Source organism: Bradyrhizobium sp. SZCCHNGR1005, from assembly GCF_032489995.1.
Taxonomy (GTDB): domain Bacteria; phylum Pseudomonadota; class Alphaproteobacteria; order Rhizobiales; family Xanthobacteraceae; genus Bradyrhizobium.
Genome location: NZ_JAUEZC010000004.1, coordinates 1 through 17,327, shown reverse-complemented (window position 1 = coordinate 17,327; position 17,327 = coordinate 1). Strand labels below are relative to the sequence as shown.

The window sequence follows — 17,327 nt, the reverse complement described above, 5'->3', positions numbered from 1 at the left end:
TCAGAGAGTGAGGTGGCCCTGGAGGAGTGGGAAATCAGACAGCGTGAAGCCGCCATCGCTGATTTCGCAGTGCTCGATCAGAGCCTGCAGGTATGCGACAAGACCCGCTGCAAGAGCCTCGATGGTCGATGCGTCGTGAGATGCCGGACTGTAGAACCACTGCAGTTGCAGGCGGCCGTCGCGGACATGGGCGGAGACGTCGATCAGATGCGCCCGCCTGTTGCGCCCGTCCTGTTGGGCGCCGACGTCTTCCGGCGCAAAGCGCAAGGCCCCTGCTCCGCCGCTGCCGTCGAGCTGGCCGAGATAGTTGAAGCTGATCTCGGGGCTGACCTCCGGCACGGCTGCGCCAGCGAGATAGCGCAGCAGGCCATAGCCGATGCCGCGGTGGGGCACGGCCCGCAATTGCTCCTTCACCACCTTCAGCGCCGCGCCGGCATCGGATGTGCCTTCGACCTCGAGCAGCACCGGGAACAGGCTGGTGAACCAGCCCACCGTGCGCGAGACGTCCAGCTCGGCAAACAGCTCCTCGCGGCCATGGCCTTCGAGCGCAACCAACAGCCGTCGTTGTCCGGTCCACTCGGCACAAGCCTCGACCAGCGCCGTCAGCAGCACGTCGTTGATCTGGGTGTGATAGACCCCGGGCACGTCCTGCAGCAGCGCCCGCGTCTGCGCCGCATCCAGCGTCACGCTCACCATGCGCACCGTGTCGGCACGGTTGGTCCCGCCGTCATGGTCGCGCGGCAGACGGGACGCCTCCGCCCAGGGCTGGCCCTGCCAATAGGCCAGCTCGCGCTGCAAGCTCTCCGAGCCGGCATGCACCACCAGCCGTTCGGCCCAGGCCCGGAACGAGGTGGTCTTTGCCGCCAGCCTGACCGGCTCACCTTGCTGCAAGGCCGAGAGAACAGTGGCGAGGTCCTCCAGCAGGATCCGCCACGACACCCCATCCACCACCAGATGATGGACGATCAGCAGCAGCCGCCGGCCCTGGGAGCCGAGATCGAACAGCCCGGCGCAAAGCAAGGGGCCATCGGCCAGATCGAGGCTCGCCTGCAGCCGGTCGGCATGCTTCTTAAGCGCCGCGGGCTGCACCGCCGCGCCAAGCTCTGTGAGATCGATGGCCTCGCAGGCGAGCTGAACGGCAGCATCGTCCTGCCCATGCAGCTGCCGCCAGCTCTCTCCCTGCCGATGGAAGCGCAGCCGCAGCGCATCGTGATGGCGCAGCAGATGGACCAGGGCCTGTGTCACCAGTCCAGGCGTCAGCGCCGCAGCCGCATCCAGCAGCACCGTCTGGTTGAAGTGATCCGGCGCTGCGAGCTCCTGCTCGAAGAACCAGTGCTGGATCGGGCTCAGCGGCACCTCGCCGGTCACCAGCCCCTGCTCGGCCGTGACCGCCGTCGCATGACCGGCGACCGCCGCAAGCGCTGCGATGGTCTGCTGCTCGAACACCTGCCGCGCCGTCAGGCTCAGCCCGGCCCGCTTGGCCCGCGCCACCACCTGGATCGACTGGATCGAGTCGCCGCCGAGTTCAAAGAAGTTGTCGGTGACGGAGACGCGTTCCAGCTTGAGCACCTCGCGCCAGATCGCGGCCAGCGCGGCTTCGGTGGCGTTGCGCGGGGCGATGATCTCGCCCCGGCCCTGCCATTCCGGCGCCGGCAGCGCGTTGCGGTCGAGCTTGCCGTTCGGCGACAATGGCAGCCGGTCCAGCCGGACGATCGCCGACGGCACCATGTGGTCCGGCAGCATAGCCTGCAGATGCCGCCGCAACGCGTCGGCCTCGCAGCGCGCATCGTCGCGTGTCGTGACGTAGCCGACCAGCCGCCGCTCGCCGCTGTCCTCGCGCACCACCACCGCGGCCTGCTCCACCTCGGCATGGGCCGAGAGCGCCGCCTCGATCTCGCCGAGCTCGATCCGGAAGCCGCGGATCTTGACCTGGTGATCGATGCGGCCGAGGTAATCCAGCGCGCCGTCACTGCGCCAGCGCGCGAGATCCCCGGTGCGGTACAGCCGCTCGCCGGGCGTGAACGGATTCGGCACGAACCGCTCCGCAGTCAGCCCAGGCCGCCGCAGATAGCCGCGGGCAACACCGATGCCGCCGATATGGAGCTCGCCGGCCACCCCGATCGGAACCGGGTTGAGGCGATGATCCAGCACGTAGAGCTGGATGTTGCTGATCGGACGGCCGATCGGCACCTGCGTGGCGGCAGGCTCCAGCCGGCACGCCCACGCGCTGACGTCGACCGCAGCTTCGGTCGGGCCGTAGAGGTTATGCAGCCGGCACGACGGCAGCAGGTCGAGGAAGCGGTTCTGCGTCTCCACCGCCAGCGCCTCGCCGCTGCAGATGGTCGCGCGCAAGGAGCCGCATCGCTTCAGATCCGCAGCCTCCAGGAAGGCCTGCAGCATCGAGGGCACGAAGTGGACGATGCTTACCCTGGCCTGCTCGATCAGCTCGGCCAGATAGGCCGGATCCTGATGGCCGCCGGGCCGGGCGATCACCAGCTCGGCGCCGTGGGCCAAGGGCCAGAAGAACTCCCACACCGAGACGTCGAAGCCGAACGGGGTCTTCTGCAGCACCCGGTCGTCGGGCGTGAGTTGATAGGCCGCCTGCATCCAGGCCAGGCGGTTGACGATGCCGCGATGGGCGTTCATCACCCCCTTCGGCCTGCCGGTCGAGCCCGAGGTGTAGATCACGTAAGCGAGGTTGGCCGGCGTGCAGCTGGTGCTTGGCGCGGTGTCGGGATGGCGCGCGATCTCGGGCCAGTCGGCATCGAGCCGCACCACGCTCGCCGCGCCCGCAGCCAGGCGCTCGACCAGGTTCGCCTGGGTCAGCAGCACCGGCGCCATGGCGTCATCCATCATGTAGGCCAGCCGCTCGGCCGGATAGCTCGGATCGAGCGGCAGATAGGCTCCGCCGGCCTTGAGAATACCAAGCAGCGCGACCACCATCTCCAACGATCGCTCGGCCAGCACGCCGACCACGACGTCGGGGCCGACACCCAGCCCTTGCAGATGATGCGCCAGCTGGTTAGCACGGCGGTCGAGCTCGCCGTAGCTCAAGGTGGCGTCCGCAAAGCGCAGCGCGATTCTGTCAGGCGTGCGCGCCGCCTGGATCGCCAACGGCTCATGCAATAGCCCTTGCGGAGTACCCGCCGCCGTGGCGTTGAATGCGCTGACCACCTGCTGCTGCTCGGCATCGCTCAATAGCGACAGCGCCGAGAGTGGCCGGTCCGCATCGGCCACGATCTCCCCCAGCAGCCGCGCCAGGTGCTGGAGCAAGCGCTCGACCGCGGTTGTCTCGAACCGTTCGCGCTCCGCGATCAGGCGGAACGAGAGCTGCTCGCCGACCGTCACCTGCAGGGTCAGCGGATAATTGGTGCGCTCCAGCGGACGGACCTCGCTGATCCGGACCGTCTCGGCGAGCCCGCCCAGCGCCGACATCTCCGCCGGATAGTTCTCGAACGCCACGATGCTCTCGAACAGCGGCGTCGCAGCCGGCAGCTCGCTCCAGCGCTGCACCTCGGCAAGCGGAGAGTATTGGTAGTCGGTCAGCTCGCTCTGCCGCGCCTGCACCTCACCCAGAAACTCCAGCACGTTTGCCTGCTCCGGCAGCACCAGGCGCAGCGGCAGCGTGTTGATGAACAGCCCGACCGTGCGCTCCACCTCAGGCAACTCGGCCGGACGGCCCGACACCGTAACGCCGAACACGACGTCATTGCTGTCGCCGTAGCGGCCGAGCAGCAGCGCCCAGGCCCCCTGCACCAGCGTGTTGACGGTCAGCCGGTGCCGACGCGCGAAGCTCTCGATCGCGCCAAGCGCGATCTCGCAGGCCTGCTCGGCATAGCGGTCTTGGCTTTGCTCTGCAGGCGCCGAGGCCGCAGGACGGCCGAGCCCGAGCGAACTCGGCGTGCCGAAGCCGGCCAGACGCTGCCGCCAATAGGCTTCCGCCGCAGCCATGTCCTGGCGTTGCAGCCAGGCGATGTAGTCGCGGAACGGACGCAGCGGGATCAGCTGCGGCGCCTCGCGCCGGCTCAGGGCCACATAGGCTGCGAACACCTCATCGAGCAGCAGCGGGATCGACCAGCCGTCGAACAGGATGTGATGGCTGTTCCAGAGCAGGCGGTAGTCATTATCCCCGGTCCGGATCAGGCAAAGCCGCAGCAGCGGCGGAGATGCGAAGTCGAAGCCTCGGCTGCGCTCGACCTGCTGCAAGGCCTCGAACCGCGCCTCCTGCTCGGCAGCAGGCAAGCCTCGCCAATCCTCGCGCACGAACGGAAGCTTCGCTGCGCGCAACACCACCTGCAGCGGCACCGCCAGATCCTGGCCGACAAAGGCCGAGCGCAGCACCGCGTGACGGGCCACCACTGTCTGCCAAGCCTGCTCGAACGCATCGCCATCCAGCGCACCTTCCAGCCGGCAGGCCAGCGAGATCACATAGACCGCGCTCTCGGGCGCATAGAGGCTGTGGAACAGCATGCCCTGCTGGGTCGGCGACAACGGATAGATGTCTTCGACCTGCTGTGGCCCGCCGACTGAGGCGACGACGCGGTCAAGCTCGTCCTGGCGCAGTCCGGCCAGCGGGATGTCCGACGGCGTCAGGCCGCCGTCACTCGCCGCGCAGTGCGCGATCAGCGCACGCAAGGCTGCGACATGATCCTCGGCGAGCGCCGTGATCGTGGCGGCCTCATGCAGCTCGGAGCTGTAGAACCACTGCAGCTGCAGGCAGCCGTCGCGGACATGGGCGGAGACGTCGATCAGATGCGCCCGCCGGTTGCGCCCGTCCTGCTGGGCACCGACGTCTTCCGGCGCAAAGCGCAAGGCCCCTGCTCCGCCGCTGCCGTCGAGCTGGCCGAGATAGTTGAAGCTGATCTCGGGGCTGACCTCCGGCACGGCTGCGCCAGCGAGATAGCGCAGCAGGCCATAGCCGATGCCGCGGTGGGGCACGGCCCGCAATTGCTCCTTCACCACCTTCAGCGCCGCGCCGGCATCGGATGTGCCTTCGACCTCGAGCAGCACCGGGAACAGGCTGGTGAACCAGCCCACCGTGCGCGAGACGTCCAGCTCGGCAAACAGCTCCTCGCGGCCATGGCCTTCGAGCGCAACCAACAGCCGTCGTTGTCCGGTCCACTCGGCACAAGCCTCGACCAGCGCCGTCAGCAGCACGTCGTTGATCTGGGTGTGATAGACCCCGGGCACGTCCTGCAGCAGCGCCCGCGTCTGCGCCGCATCCAGCGTCACGCTCACCATGCGCACCGTGTCGGCACGGTTGGTCCCGCCGTCATGGTCGCGCGGCAGACGGGACGCCTCCGCCCAGGGCTGCCCCTGCCAATAAGCCAGCTCGCGCTGCAGGGCATCGGAGCCGGCATGCGCCGCCAGCCGTTCGGCCCAGACCCGGAACGAGGTGGTCTTCGCCGCCAGCCTGACCGGCTCGCCCCGCTGCAGCGTCGAGAGAACAGTGGCGAGGTCCTCCAGCAGGATCCGCCACGACACCCCGTCCACCACCAGATGATGCACGATCAGCAGCAGCCGCATGCCCTGCTCCCCAAGATCGAACAACGCCGCGCGCAGCAAGGGGCCGTCGGCCAGATCGAGGCTCGCCTGCAGCCGGTCGGCATGCTTCTTCAGCGCCGCGGGCTGCACCGCCGCGCCAAGCTCTGTGAGATCGATGGGCTCGCAGGCGAGCTGAACGGCAGCCTCGTCCTGCCCATGCAGCTGCCGCCAGCTCTCGCCATGGCGATCAAAGCGCAGCCGCAGCGCATCGTGATGGCGCAGCAGATGGCTCATTGCCTCGCTCACCAGTCCAGGCGTCACCGCCGCAGCCGCATCCAGCAGCACCGTCTGGTTGAAGTGATGCGGCGCTGCGAGCTCCTGCTCGAAGAACCAGTGCTGGATCGGGCTCAGCGGCACCTCGCCGGTCACCAGCCCCTGCTCGGCCGTGACCGCCGTCGCATGACCGGCGACCGCCGCAAGCGCTGCGATGGTCTGCTGCTCGAACACCTGCCGCGCCGTCAGGCTCAGCCCGGCCCGCTTGGCCCGCGCCACCACCTGGATCGACTGGATCGAGTCGCCGCCGAGTTCAAAGAAGTTGTCGGTGACGGAGACACGTTCGCGCTTGAGCACCTCGCGCCAGATCGCGACGAGCGCTTCTTCCGTGGCGTTGCGCGGCGCGATGATCTCGCCCCGGCCCTGCCACTCCGGCGCCGGCAGCGCGTTGCGGTCGAGCTTGCCGTTCGGCGACAATGGCAGCCGGTCCAGCCGGACGATCGCCGACGGCACCATGTAGTCCGGCAGCATCTGTTGCAATTGGCGGCGCAGCTCGCTGATGTCGGTCGAGGCTTCCGGATCCGCCACCACATAGGCGGCGAGCCGCTTGCCCGCGCCATCCTCGCGTATGACAGCTGCAGCCTGCGTCACGCCGGGCTGCGCCAGCAGCGCCGCCTCGATCTCGCCGAGCTCGATGCGGAAGCCACGCAGCTTCACCTGGCTATCCAGCCGCCCCAAGAACTCCAGCTCGCCATCGGCGCGCCAGCGCACCAGGTCTCCGGTGCGGTACAGCCGCTCGCCGGGCGTGAACGGGTTCGGCAGGAAGCGCTCCGCCGTCAGCCCCGGCCGCCGCAGATAGCCGCGCGCGACACCGATGCCGCCGATATGGAGCTCGCCGGCCACCCCGACCGGCACCGGCTGCAGTCGCCGGTCCAGCACATAGCTCCTGGTGTTCGGCAACGGACGGCCGATCGGCGGCCGGCCAGCGCCGTCGCAGCGGAACATGGTGGTGCACACGCTGGCTTCGGTCGGACCATAGGCGTTGAATACCTGCCGCCCCGCCAGCCATGGCCGCAACAGCTCCGCCGAGCAGGCCTCGCCGCCGACGAGCAGCGTCTTCAGATCCTTGAACTCGGCGACAGGCAAGGCGGCCAGCGCCGCCGGCGGCAGCAGCACCGTGCTGATGCGCTGCCGCAGCAGCAGCTCGCGCAACGGCTCGCCCGGCATCAGCTCGTGCTGGGCCGCCAGCACCAGCGCCGCCCCGACCCGCCAGCTCATCACCAGGTCCCACACCGCCGCATCGAAGCTGATCGAGGCGAACTGCAGGATGCGGTCGCTCTCCTCCAGCGGCAGCCGTGCCAGCTGCGCGTCGGCAAGGTTCATGATGCCGCGATGGCTGATCATCACCCCCTTCGGCTTGCCGGTCGAGCCCGAGGTGTAGATCACATAGGCCAGATGATCGGCATCGACACCGCTCATCGGCGCCGTCTCGGGATGCGCGGCAATCGCCTGTCCATCGACATCGAGCCGCACCACGATCGCATCGCTCGCCGGCAGGCGCTGCAGCAGCGCCTCCTGCGTCAGCAGCACCTCAACCTTGGCATCATCCAGCATGTAGGCCAGCCGCTCGGCCGGATAGCGCGGGTCGAGCGGCAGATAGGCCCCGCCCGCCTTGAGGATGCCGAGCACCCCCACCACCATGTCCAGCGAGCGCTCCACACACAGCCCGACGATCACGTCGGGGCCGACGCCCAGCCCGCGCAGATGATGCGCCAGCTGGTTGGCGCAGCGATCGAGCTCGCCATAGCAAAGCTCGTCATCTTCCCAGATCGCCGCAACCGCATCCGGCCGGCGTTCCGCATGCGCGGCGAACAGCTCGTGCAGGCAGACATCCTGCGGGTAGCTCGCCGCGGTGTCGTTCCAGTCCACGATCAGCCGCCGCCGCTCCGCCTCGCTCAGCAGATCGATTTCGGACAATGCTCGGTCCGGCTTGCAGGCAATCTGATCAAGAAGTTGCAAAAAATGACCGATCACACGGTCGATGGTCGCGCGATCGAACAGATCGGTCGCATACTCGAGGGAGCATTCGATGCCGGACGGCACCTCCTGCACATACAGCGTGAGATCGAATTTTGCCGTCTGATGTTCGGCATCGGCTTCAATCCGGCTGACGGCGACACCCGGCAATTCCAGGGAGTCGAACGGCGTGTTCTCGAATGACAGACAGGCCTGGAATAGCGGATGTCGCGACAGGACGCGTTCCGGCTGCAATGCATCGACCAGCTTCCCAAACGGAATGTCCTGGTGTGAATAAGCCCCGAGCGCGGTCTCCTTGATCCGACCGAGAAAATCCCTGAACGTAGGATCTCCGGAGAGTTCGCAGCGCATGACCAGCATGTTGACGAACATTCCGGTCAGGCCTTCCAGCTCCAGCCGAGAACGACCTGCAACCGGAGACCCGACGAGAATATCCTGCTGGCCGCTGTAGCGAGAGAGCAAAAGCGAGAACGCAGCGAGGAACACCATATACAAGGTTGCGTCTTCGCGGCGTGCCAAGGCCATGAGCTGCGCACGCAGCTCACCTGATACGACGAACGGCACTGTCGCGCCCGCAAAGGACTGCACCGGCGGCCGCGGCCGGTCGGTCGGCAACTCCAGCGTCGTCGGAGCACCAGCCAGCTGGCCGCGCCAGTGGTCGACGTAGCGACTGAGAACGTCGCCATCGAGCCAGTTGCGCTGCCACAGCGCATAATCGGCGTATTGAACGGCAAGGTTCGGCAGCGACGCAGTGCGCCCCTCCACTTCGGCGCGATAGAGCAGCCCAAGTTCCCGCAACAATACCCGGAGCGACCACCCATCCGAGATGATGTGGTGCATGTTGACCAGCAGAAGATGCTCCCGTTCGCCGAGCTTGACGAGCATGGCACGGAGCAGCGGCCCTGTGCGAAGATCGAAAGGTTGCCTGGCATGATCGTTGATCAGCCGGCGTGCCTCGATCTGCCGTTCTTCGCGCTCAAGCGCCCCAAGATCGGTGAACCCGATCCGAAACGCCTGCGTCTCGTCGATCACCTGGACGCCGCGGCCATCCACGAGCTCGAAGCGGGTACGCAGGTTCGCATGGCGACGCACGATCTCTGAGAACGCACACTGCAGCGCGGGCCCATCTAACAGACCGTCGAGGCGAAGCGCACCAGCCATATTATAGGCCGCCCCTACATCTTCGACCTGGTCGAGAAACCAGAGCTGCTCCTGGGCATACGACAGCGGAAGAGTCCGGACGCGTGGCCCTGGGACGAGTGCTGGCGCAACCAATCCGGTCTGCTGGCGCTGCGCTTCATCGATCTTCGTCGCCAGCATCCTGATCGTCGGCGCCTCGAACACTGCCCGCAGAGGTATCGCCACCTGGAATACGGCATTCACCCGTCCGATCAGTTGCGCCGCGATCAAGGAGTGGCCGCCGGACGCAAAGAAGTTATCGTCGACACCCAGCTCCGAGAGCTGCAGTACGTCGCACCAGATTGCGGATACGACCTCCTGAACGCCCCCCGTCGGCATCGTGCGCTGATCATTCGACTGAGGCGTCGGCTCCGGCAAGGCGGCACGGTCGACTTTCCCATTCGCTGTCAGCGGCAAGGAGTCCAGCACCACGATGTGCACGGGCACCATGTAGTCCGGAAGCGACCTTTGCAGGTGCTGTCGCAGCGCATCTGTCGAGAGCGTCCGGTCCGGCTTTGCCGCGACGTAGCCGACGAGCTGCTTGCCGGTCGCGGTGTCGCGCGCCAAGACCGCCGCTTGCGCGACGCCGACATGATGCCGTAACGCGGCTTCGATCTCGCTCAGTTCGATGCGGAAGCCACGGATTTTTACCTGGCCGTCACGCCGCATCAGATACTCGATAGCGCCATCGGCAAGGCGGCGCACGATGTCGCCTGTCGCATAGAGCCGGCCACCGGCCCGACCAAACGGATCAGGGATGAAGTTTTCGGCGCTCAGAGCCGGCCGGCCCCAATAGCCGTGGGCGAGGCCGGCGCCGCCGACATAGAGTTCACCCGCGACCCCAATCGGGACGGGCTGGAGCGCGGCATCGAGCACGTAGCAGGTGCTGTTGGCGATCGGACGGCCGATCGGAATCGCTCGCGCATCAGCTGGGACGGCCTTGACCTCCATCCACGTGCTGAAGGTTGTGCCCTCAGTAGGTCCATACAAATTCAGCAGTCGCCGCGGCGCGCCGTGCTCGAGCACGGTGCGTACGGCCTGCGGGTCCGCCGCTTCACCGCCGAACAACACATCCCTGACGGACGCGAAGATGTCAGGAGCCTCCTGCGCCAGCCGATTGAACAGCGCCGTGGTCACGAACACACTATCGAGACGTCGCTCCCGCACGGTGGCGGCGAACCGGCTCGGCGAAAGTGCAGTGTCCCGATCAATGATGACGATGCAGCATCCGTTGAGCAGCGCCGCCCACAATTCAAACGTGGCCGCATCAAAGGACGGGCTCGAAAGATGGCTCACCCGATCGCCTGGCGAGAGCGCGATGTAGTCGGCTCCAATGGCCAGACGCGCGATCGCCCGATGCGGCACCGCAATGCCCTTGGGAAGCCCAGTCGAGCCCGATGTATACATTACGTAGGCGACCGCTTCGCCGCCCAGCTCAGCCGACGGCTGCGCATCCGTATAAGGCGCATCGGCCACGCGGAGCGAGGGCAGTTCAGCCGGAGCGCATCCGCCTGGAGCAACGACGACCGCAGCCAAGCCGGCGTCTCTTACCATGAAGGTCAGGCGCTCCTCCGGGTAGCTCGGATCGAGCGGCACGTAGCAGCCACCGGCCTTTAGGATTCCGAGCATGCCCGCGATCAGGCCGGCCGAGCGCTCGCCGGAGAGGCCAACGGCTGCGCCAGGAACGATGCCAAGTCCGCGTAGGCCGGCGGCGATCCCGTTGCTCCAGGCATCGAGCTCGCGATAGCTGATGCGGCGCCCTCCATCATCCACCGCGATTGCATTCGGATAGCGCACGGCTTGGTCGGCAAATATCTCGTGCAGGCTGCGTTCGGCTGGATAGCGCCGTGCCGTGTTGTTCAATTCAACCAAGAGCTCGCGTCGTTCCAATTCGCTCAGCAGCGGGAGATCGCGAATCCGCCAATCCGGATTGGCAGCAATGGCGTCCAGCAGTTGTGCGAAGTGGCACGCCAGGCGCTCGATCGTTGTTTGATCGAACAGCTCGGTCGCATATTCGATCGATACGTCCAGACCTCGCTTCGCGTCGTAAACATGAACAGTCAGATCGAACTTGGCCTGCTTATTCTCGGCAGGGATCGGCGTCAGTTGCAAACCAGGAATGACAAGCCCCTCGAACGGCGCCTGCTGAAGCGCGAACATCACCTGGACCAACGGATGCCGAGCCATGTCGCGGTCCGGCTGAAGCGCTTCGACGAGCCGCTCGAATGGCAGGTCCTGATGCGCATAGGCATCGAGCACTGTCGTCTTGACCTGTTGCAGCAGCTCCCTGAAGCTCTGCTGGCCGGAGCAGTTCGCGCGCAGCACCAAGATATTGGCGAAGAAGCCGATCAATCCCTCGAGCTCATGCCGGCGCCGGCCGGCGACCGGCGACCCGACGAGAATGTCGGTCTGACCGCAATAGCGCGACAACAGCAGCTGAAATGCGGATAGCAGCACCATGAACAGAGTGGCATTCTCCTGTCGGGCCAGGCGCTGAACCGCTGTGACAGTCGCCTCCGCGATGGAGATCCGATGATGAGCGCCGGCGAACGTTGGGTCCGGTCGTCGCGAGCGATCGGTCGGAAGATCGAGTTGGGGAGACGAACCTGCCAGGCGCTCGGTCCAATAGGTGAGCTGGCGCTCGAGCGCGTTGCCTCGGAGCCACTGCCGCTGCCAGAGCGCATAATCAGCATATTGCACCGGTAACGGCTCGAGCGGAGAAGGCTTCCCTGCGCGGAAGGCCTGGTACAGCGCGGTGACCTCTCCGATCAGAACCTCCGACGACCACGCATCCGAGATGATGTGATGCATGGCGAGTAGCAGGAGGTGCTGCTCGGACCCAAGCCGGATCAGCCGGGTGCGGAAGGGTGGCGCCGCGCTGAGATCGAATGGTTCAGCAGCGTGCTCTCGGCTTTGCCGATCCAGCTCAGCGTTCTGCTCCTGCCTGGAAAGATGTGAGAGGTCCAAGACATCGAGCCGATACGACGCCGCAGGATCGACGATCTGAACGGCGCGCCCGCTCACCGTCTCGAACCGGGTCCGCAGCATTTCATGCCGCCAAACGATCTCGCTCAAAGCTTGCTCAAGAGCATTCGCGTCGAGTTCGCCCTCGAGCCGAAGTGCGACGGCGACATGGTAGGAGGAGCCCGCACTGCCGAGTTGCTCAAGAAACCACAGTCGTTCCTGTGCAAAGGACAAGGGCAGCTCGCTCGTACAGCGAGGCACGACCGGCGGCAGCTCGCTGTTCTGCGAGCGGATATCTTCAAGAAACGCGGTGATTTCCTGCTGACGCGCGCGGACCTCATCAATCCGTTCGCGCGTCATCACGCCGCGAGGAGCACGGTAACGTACCTGACCATTTTCAGACCAGATCTGGACGCCGTCGCGCCGCAGCAGGGAGAGCAGGTTTTCAATCATCAGATGATCCCTTCCTCCAGTTCGGCTTCCGCTTCGACGGCAAGCGGTCCGGCATTCGCCCAGCCAAGAACCTCGATCCGGTCGGCAAGCTGGCCAAGCGTCGTCGTCTCGAACATCGCCTTGAGCGGCAGGGCCACCTGCAATTCCCTTTGCACGCGGGCGATGGCGCGCGTCGCCGACAGCGAGTCCCCCCCGAGCTCGAAGAAGTTGTCGGTGACGGAGACGCGTTCCAGCTTGAGCACCTCGCGCCAGATCGCAGCGAGCGCGGCTTCGGTGGCGTTGCGCGGGGCGATGATCTCGCCCCGGCCCTGCCATTCCGGCGCCGGCAGCGCGTTGCGGTCGAGCTTGCCGTTCGGCGACAATGGCAGCCGGTCCAGCCGGACGATCGCCGACGGCACCATGTGGTCCGGCAGCATAGCCTGCAGATGCCGCCGCAACGCGTCGGCCTCGCAGCGCGCATCGTCGCGTGTCGTGACGTAGCCGACCAGCCGCCGCTCGCCGCTGTCCTCGCGCACCACCACCGCGGCCTGCTCCACCTCGGCATGGGCCGAGAGCGCCGCCTCGATCTCGCCGAGCTCGATCCGGAAGCCGCGGATCTTGACCTGGTGATCGATGCGGCCGAGGTAATCCAGCGCGCCGTCACTGCGCCAGCGCGCGAGATCCCCGGTGCGGTACAGCCGCTCGCCGGGCGTGAACGGATTCGGCACGAACCGCTCCGCAGTCAGCCCAGGCCGCCGCAGATAGCCGCGGGCAACACCGATGCCGCCGATATGGAGCTCGCCGGCCACCCCGATCGGAACCGGGTTGAGGCGATGATCCAGCACGTAGAGCTGGATGTTGCTGATCGGACGGCCGATCGGCACCTGCGTGGCGGCAGGCTCCAGCCGGCACGCCCACGCGCTGACGTCGACCGCAGCTTCGGTCGGGCCGTAGAGGTTATGCAGCCGGCACGACGGCAGCAGGTCGAGGAAGCGGTTCTGCGTCTCCACCGCCAGCGCCTCGCCGCTGCAGATGGTCGCGCGCAAGGAGCCGCATCGCTTCAGATCCGCAGCCTCCAGGAAGGCCTGCAGCATCGAGGGCACGAAGTGGACGATGCTTACCCTGGCCTGCTCGATCAGCTCGGCCAGATAGGCCGGATCCTGATGGCCGCCGGGCCGGGCGATCACCAGCTCGGCGCCGTGGGCCAAGGGCCAGAAGAACTCCCACACCGAGACGTCGAAGCCGAACGGGGTCTTCTGCAGCACCCGGTCGTCGGGCGTGAGTTGATAGGCCGCCTGCATCCAGGCCAGGCGGTTGACGATGCCGCGATGGGCGTTCATCACCCCCTTCGGCCTGCCGGTCGAGCCCGAGGTGTAGATCACGTAAGCGAGGTTGGCCGGCGTGCAGCTGGTGCTTGGCGCGGTGTCGGGATGGCGCGCGATCTCGGGCCAGTCGGCATCGAGCCGCACCACGCTCGCCGCGCCCGCAGCCAGGCGCTCGACCAGGTTCGCCTGGGTCAGCAGCACCGGCGCCATGGCGTCATCCATCATGTAGGCCAGCCGCTCGGCCGGATAGCTCGGATCGAGCGGCAGATAGGCTCCGCCGGCCTTGAGAATACCAAGCAGCGCGACCACCATCTCCAACGATCGCTCGGCCAGCACGCCGACCACGACGTCGGGGCCGACACCCAGCCCTTGCAGATGATGCGCCAGCTGGTTAGCACGGCGGTCGAGCTCGCCGTAGCTCAAGGTGGCGTCCGCAAAGCGCAGCGCGATTCTGTCAGGCGTGCGCGCCGCCTGGATCGCCAACGGCTCATGCAATAGCCCTTGCGGAGTACCCGCCGCCGTGGCGTTGAATGCGCTGACCACCTGCTGCTGCTCGGCATCGCTCAATAGCGACAGCGCCGAGAGTGGCCGGTCCGCATCGGCCACGATCTCCCCCAGCAGCCGCGCCAGGTGCTGGAGCAAGCGCTCGACCGCGGTTGTCTCGAACCGTTCGCGCTCCGCGATCAGGCGGAACGAGAGCTGCTCGCCGACCGTCACCTGCAGGGTCAGCGGATAATTGGTGCGCTCCAGCGGACGGACCTCGCTGATCCGGACCGTCTCGGCGAGCCCGCCCAGCGCCGACATCTCCGCCGGATAGTTCTCGAACGCCACGATGCTCTCGAACAGCGGCGTCGCAGCCGGCAGCTCGCTCCAGCGCTGCACCTCGGCAAGCGGAGAGTATTGGTAGTCGGTCAGCTCGCTCTGCCGCGCCTGCACCTCACCCAGAAACTCCAGCACGTTTGCCTGCTCCGGCAGCACCAGGCGCAGCGGCAGCGTGTTGATGAACAGCCCGACCGTGCGCTCCACCTCAGGCAACTCGGCCGGACGGCCCGACACCGTAACGCCGAACACGACGTCATTGCTGTCGCCGTAGCGGCCGAGCAGCAGCGCCCAGGCCCCCTGCACCAGCGTGTTGACGGTCAGCCGGTGCCGACGCGCGAAGCTCTCGATCGCGCCAAGCGCGATCTCGCAGGCCTGCTCGGCATAGCGGTCTTGGCTTTGCTCTGCAGGCGCCGAGGCCGCAGGACGGCCGAGCCCGAGCGAACTCGGCGTGCCGAAGCCGGCCAGACGCTGCCGCCAATAGGCTTCCGCCGCAGCCATGTCCTGGCGTTGCAGCCAGGCGATGTAGTCGCGGAACGGACGCAGCGGGATCAGCTGCGGCGCCTCGCGCCGGCTCAGGGCCACATAGGCTGCGAACACCTCATCGAGCAGCAGCGGGATCGACCAGCCGTCGAACAGGATGTGATGGCTGTTCCAGAGCAGGCGGTAGTCATTATCCCCGGTCCGGATCAGGCAAAGCCGCAGCAGCGGCGGAGATGCGAAGTCGAAGCCTCGGCTGCGCTCGACCTGCTGCAAGGCCTCGAACCGCGCCTCCTGCTCGGCAGCAGGCAAGCCTCGCCAATCCTCGCGCACGAACGGAAGCTTCGCTGCGCGCAACACCACCTGCAGCGGCACCGCCAGATCCTGGCCGACAAAGGCCGAGCGCAGCACCGCGTGACGGGCCACCACTGTCTGCCAAGCCTGCTCGAACGCATCGCCATCCAGCGCACCTTCCAGCCGGCAGGCCAGCGAGATCACATAGACCGCGCTCTCGGGCGCATAGAGGCTGTGGAACAGCATGCCCTGCTGGGTCGGCGACAACGGATAGATGTCTTCGACCTGCTGTGGCCCGCCGACTGAGGCGACGACGCGGTCAAGCTCGTCCTGGCGCAGTCCGGCCAGCGGGATGTCCGACGGCGTCAGGCCGCCGTCACTCGCCGCGCAGTGCGCGATCAGCGCACGCAAGGCTGCGACATGATCCTCGGCGAGCGCCGTGATCGTGGCGGCCTCATGCAGCTCGGAGCTGTAGAACCACTGCAGCTGCAGGCAGCCGTCGCGGACATGGGCGGAGACGTCGATCAGATGCGCCCGCCGGTTGCGCCCGTCCTGCTGGGCACCGACGTCTTCCGGCGCAAAGCGCAAGGCCCCTGCTCCGCCGCTGCCGTCGAGCTGGCCGAGATAGTTGAAGCTGATCTCGGGGCTGACCTCCGGCACGGCTGCGCCAGCGAGATAGCGCAGCAGGCCATAGCCGATGCCGCGGTGGGGCACGGCCCGCAATTGCTCCTTCACCACCTTCAGCGCCGCGCCGGCATCGGATGTGCCTTCGACCTCGAGCAGCACCGGGAACAGGCTGGTGAACCAGCCCACCGTGCGCGAGACGTCCAGCTCGGCAAACAGCTCCTCGCGGCCATGGCCTTCGAGCGCAACCAACAGCCGTCGTTGTCCGGTCCACTCGGCACAAGCCTCGACCAGCGCCGTCAGCAGCACGTCGTTGATCTGGGTGTGATAGACCCCGGGCACGTCCTGCAGCAGCGCCCGCGTCTGCGCCGCATCCAGCGTCACGCTCACCATGCGCACCGTGTCGGCACGGTTGGTCCCGCCGTCATGGTCGCGCGGCAGACGGGACGCCTCCGCCCAGGGCTGCCCCTGCCAATAAGCCAGCTCGCGCTGCAGGGCATCGGAGCCGGCATGCGCCGCCAGCCGTTCGGCCCAGACCCGGAACGAGGTGGTCTTTGCCGCCAGCCTGACCGGCTCGCCCCGCTGCAAGGCCGAGAGAACAGTGGTGAGGTCTTCCAGCAGGATCCGCCACGACACCCCATCCACCACCAGGTGATGGACGATCAGCAGCAGCCGCTTGCCCTGCTCCCCGAGATCGAACAGCCCGGCGCAAAGCAAGGGGCCGTCGGCCAGATCGAGGCTCGCCTGCAGCCGGTCGGCATGCTTCTTCAACGCCGCGGGCTGCACCGCCGCGCCAAGCTCGGTGAGGTCGATCGGCTCGCAGGCGAGCTGAAGGCCGGTCTCCTCTTGCGCATGCAGCTGCCGCCAGCTCTCGCCATGGCGATCAAAGCGCAGCCGCAGCGCATCGTGATGGCGCAGCAGATGGCTCATTGCCTCGCTCACCAGTCCAGGCGTCACCGCCGCAGCCGCATCCAGCAGCACCGTCTGGTTGAAGTGATGCGGCGCTGCGAGCTCCTGCTCGAAGAACCAGTGCTGGATCGGGCTCAGCGGCACCTCGCCGGTCACCAGCCCCTGCTCGGCCGTGACCGCCGTCGCATGACCGGCGACCGCCGCAAGCGCTGCGATGGTCTGCTGCTCGAACACCTGCCGCGCCGTCAGGCTCAGCCCGGCCCGCTTGGCCCGCGCCACCACCTGGATCGACTGGATCGAGTCGCCGCCGAGTTCAAAGAAGTTGTCGGTGACGGAGACACGTTCGCGCTTGAGCACCTCGCGCCAGATCGCGACGAGCGCTTCTTCCGTGGCGTTGCGCGGCGCGATGATCTCGCCCCGGCCCTGCCACTCCGGCGCCGGCAGCGCGTTGCGGTCGAGCTTGCCGTTCGGCGACAATGGCAGCCGGTCCAGCCGGACGATCGCCGA

The 17,327-nt window shown here is 67.1% G+C and carries 2 protein-coding genes; both read right to left on the bottom strand.

What is annotated here, in order from left to right; genetic code table 11:
- Complete coding sequence (locus QXZ85_RS17835) at window positions 1-12,390, bottom strand: non-ribosomal peptide synthase/polyketide synthase (protein ID WP_316174562.1); 12,390 nt, start codon at window positions 12,388-12,390, stop codon at window positions 1-3.
- Window positions 12,390-17,327: non-ribosomal peptide synthetase (locus QXZ85_RS17830; protein ID WP_316174560.1), on the bottom strand; the 4,938-nt coding region annotated here is incomplete at its 5' end. The genes QXZ85_RS17835 and QXZ85_RS17830, both read right to left, overlap by 1 nt.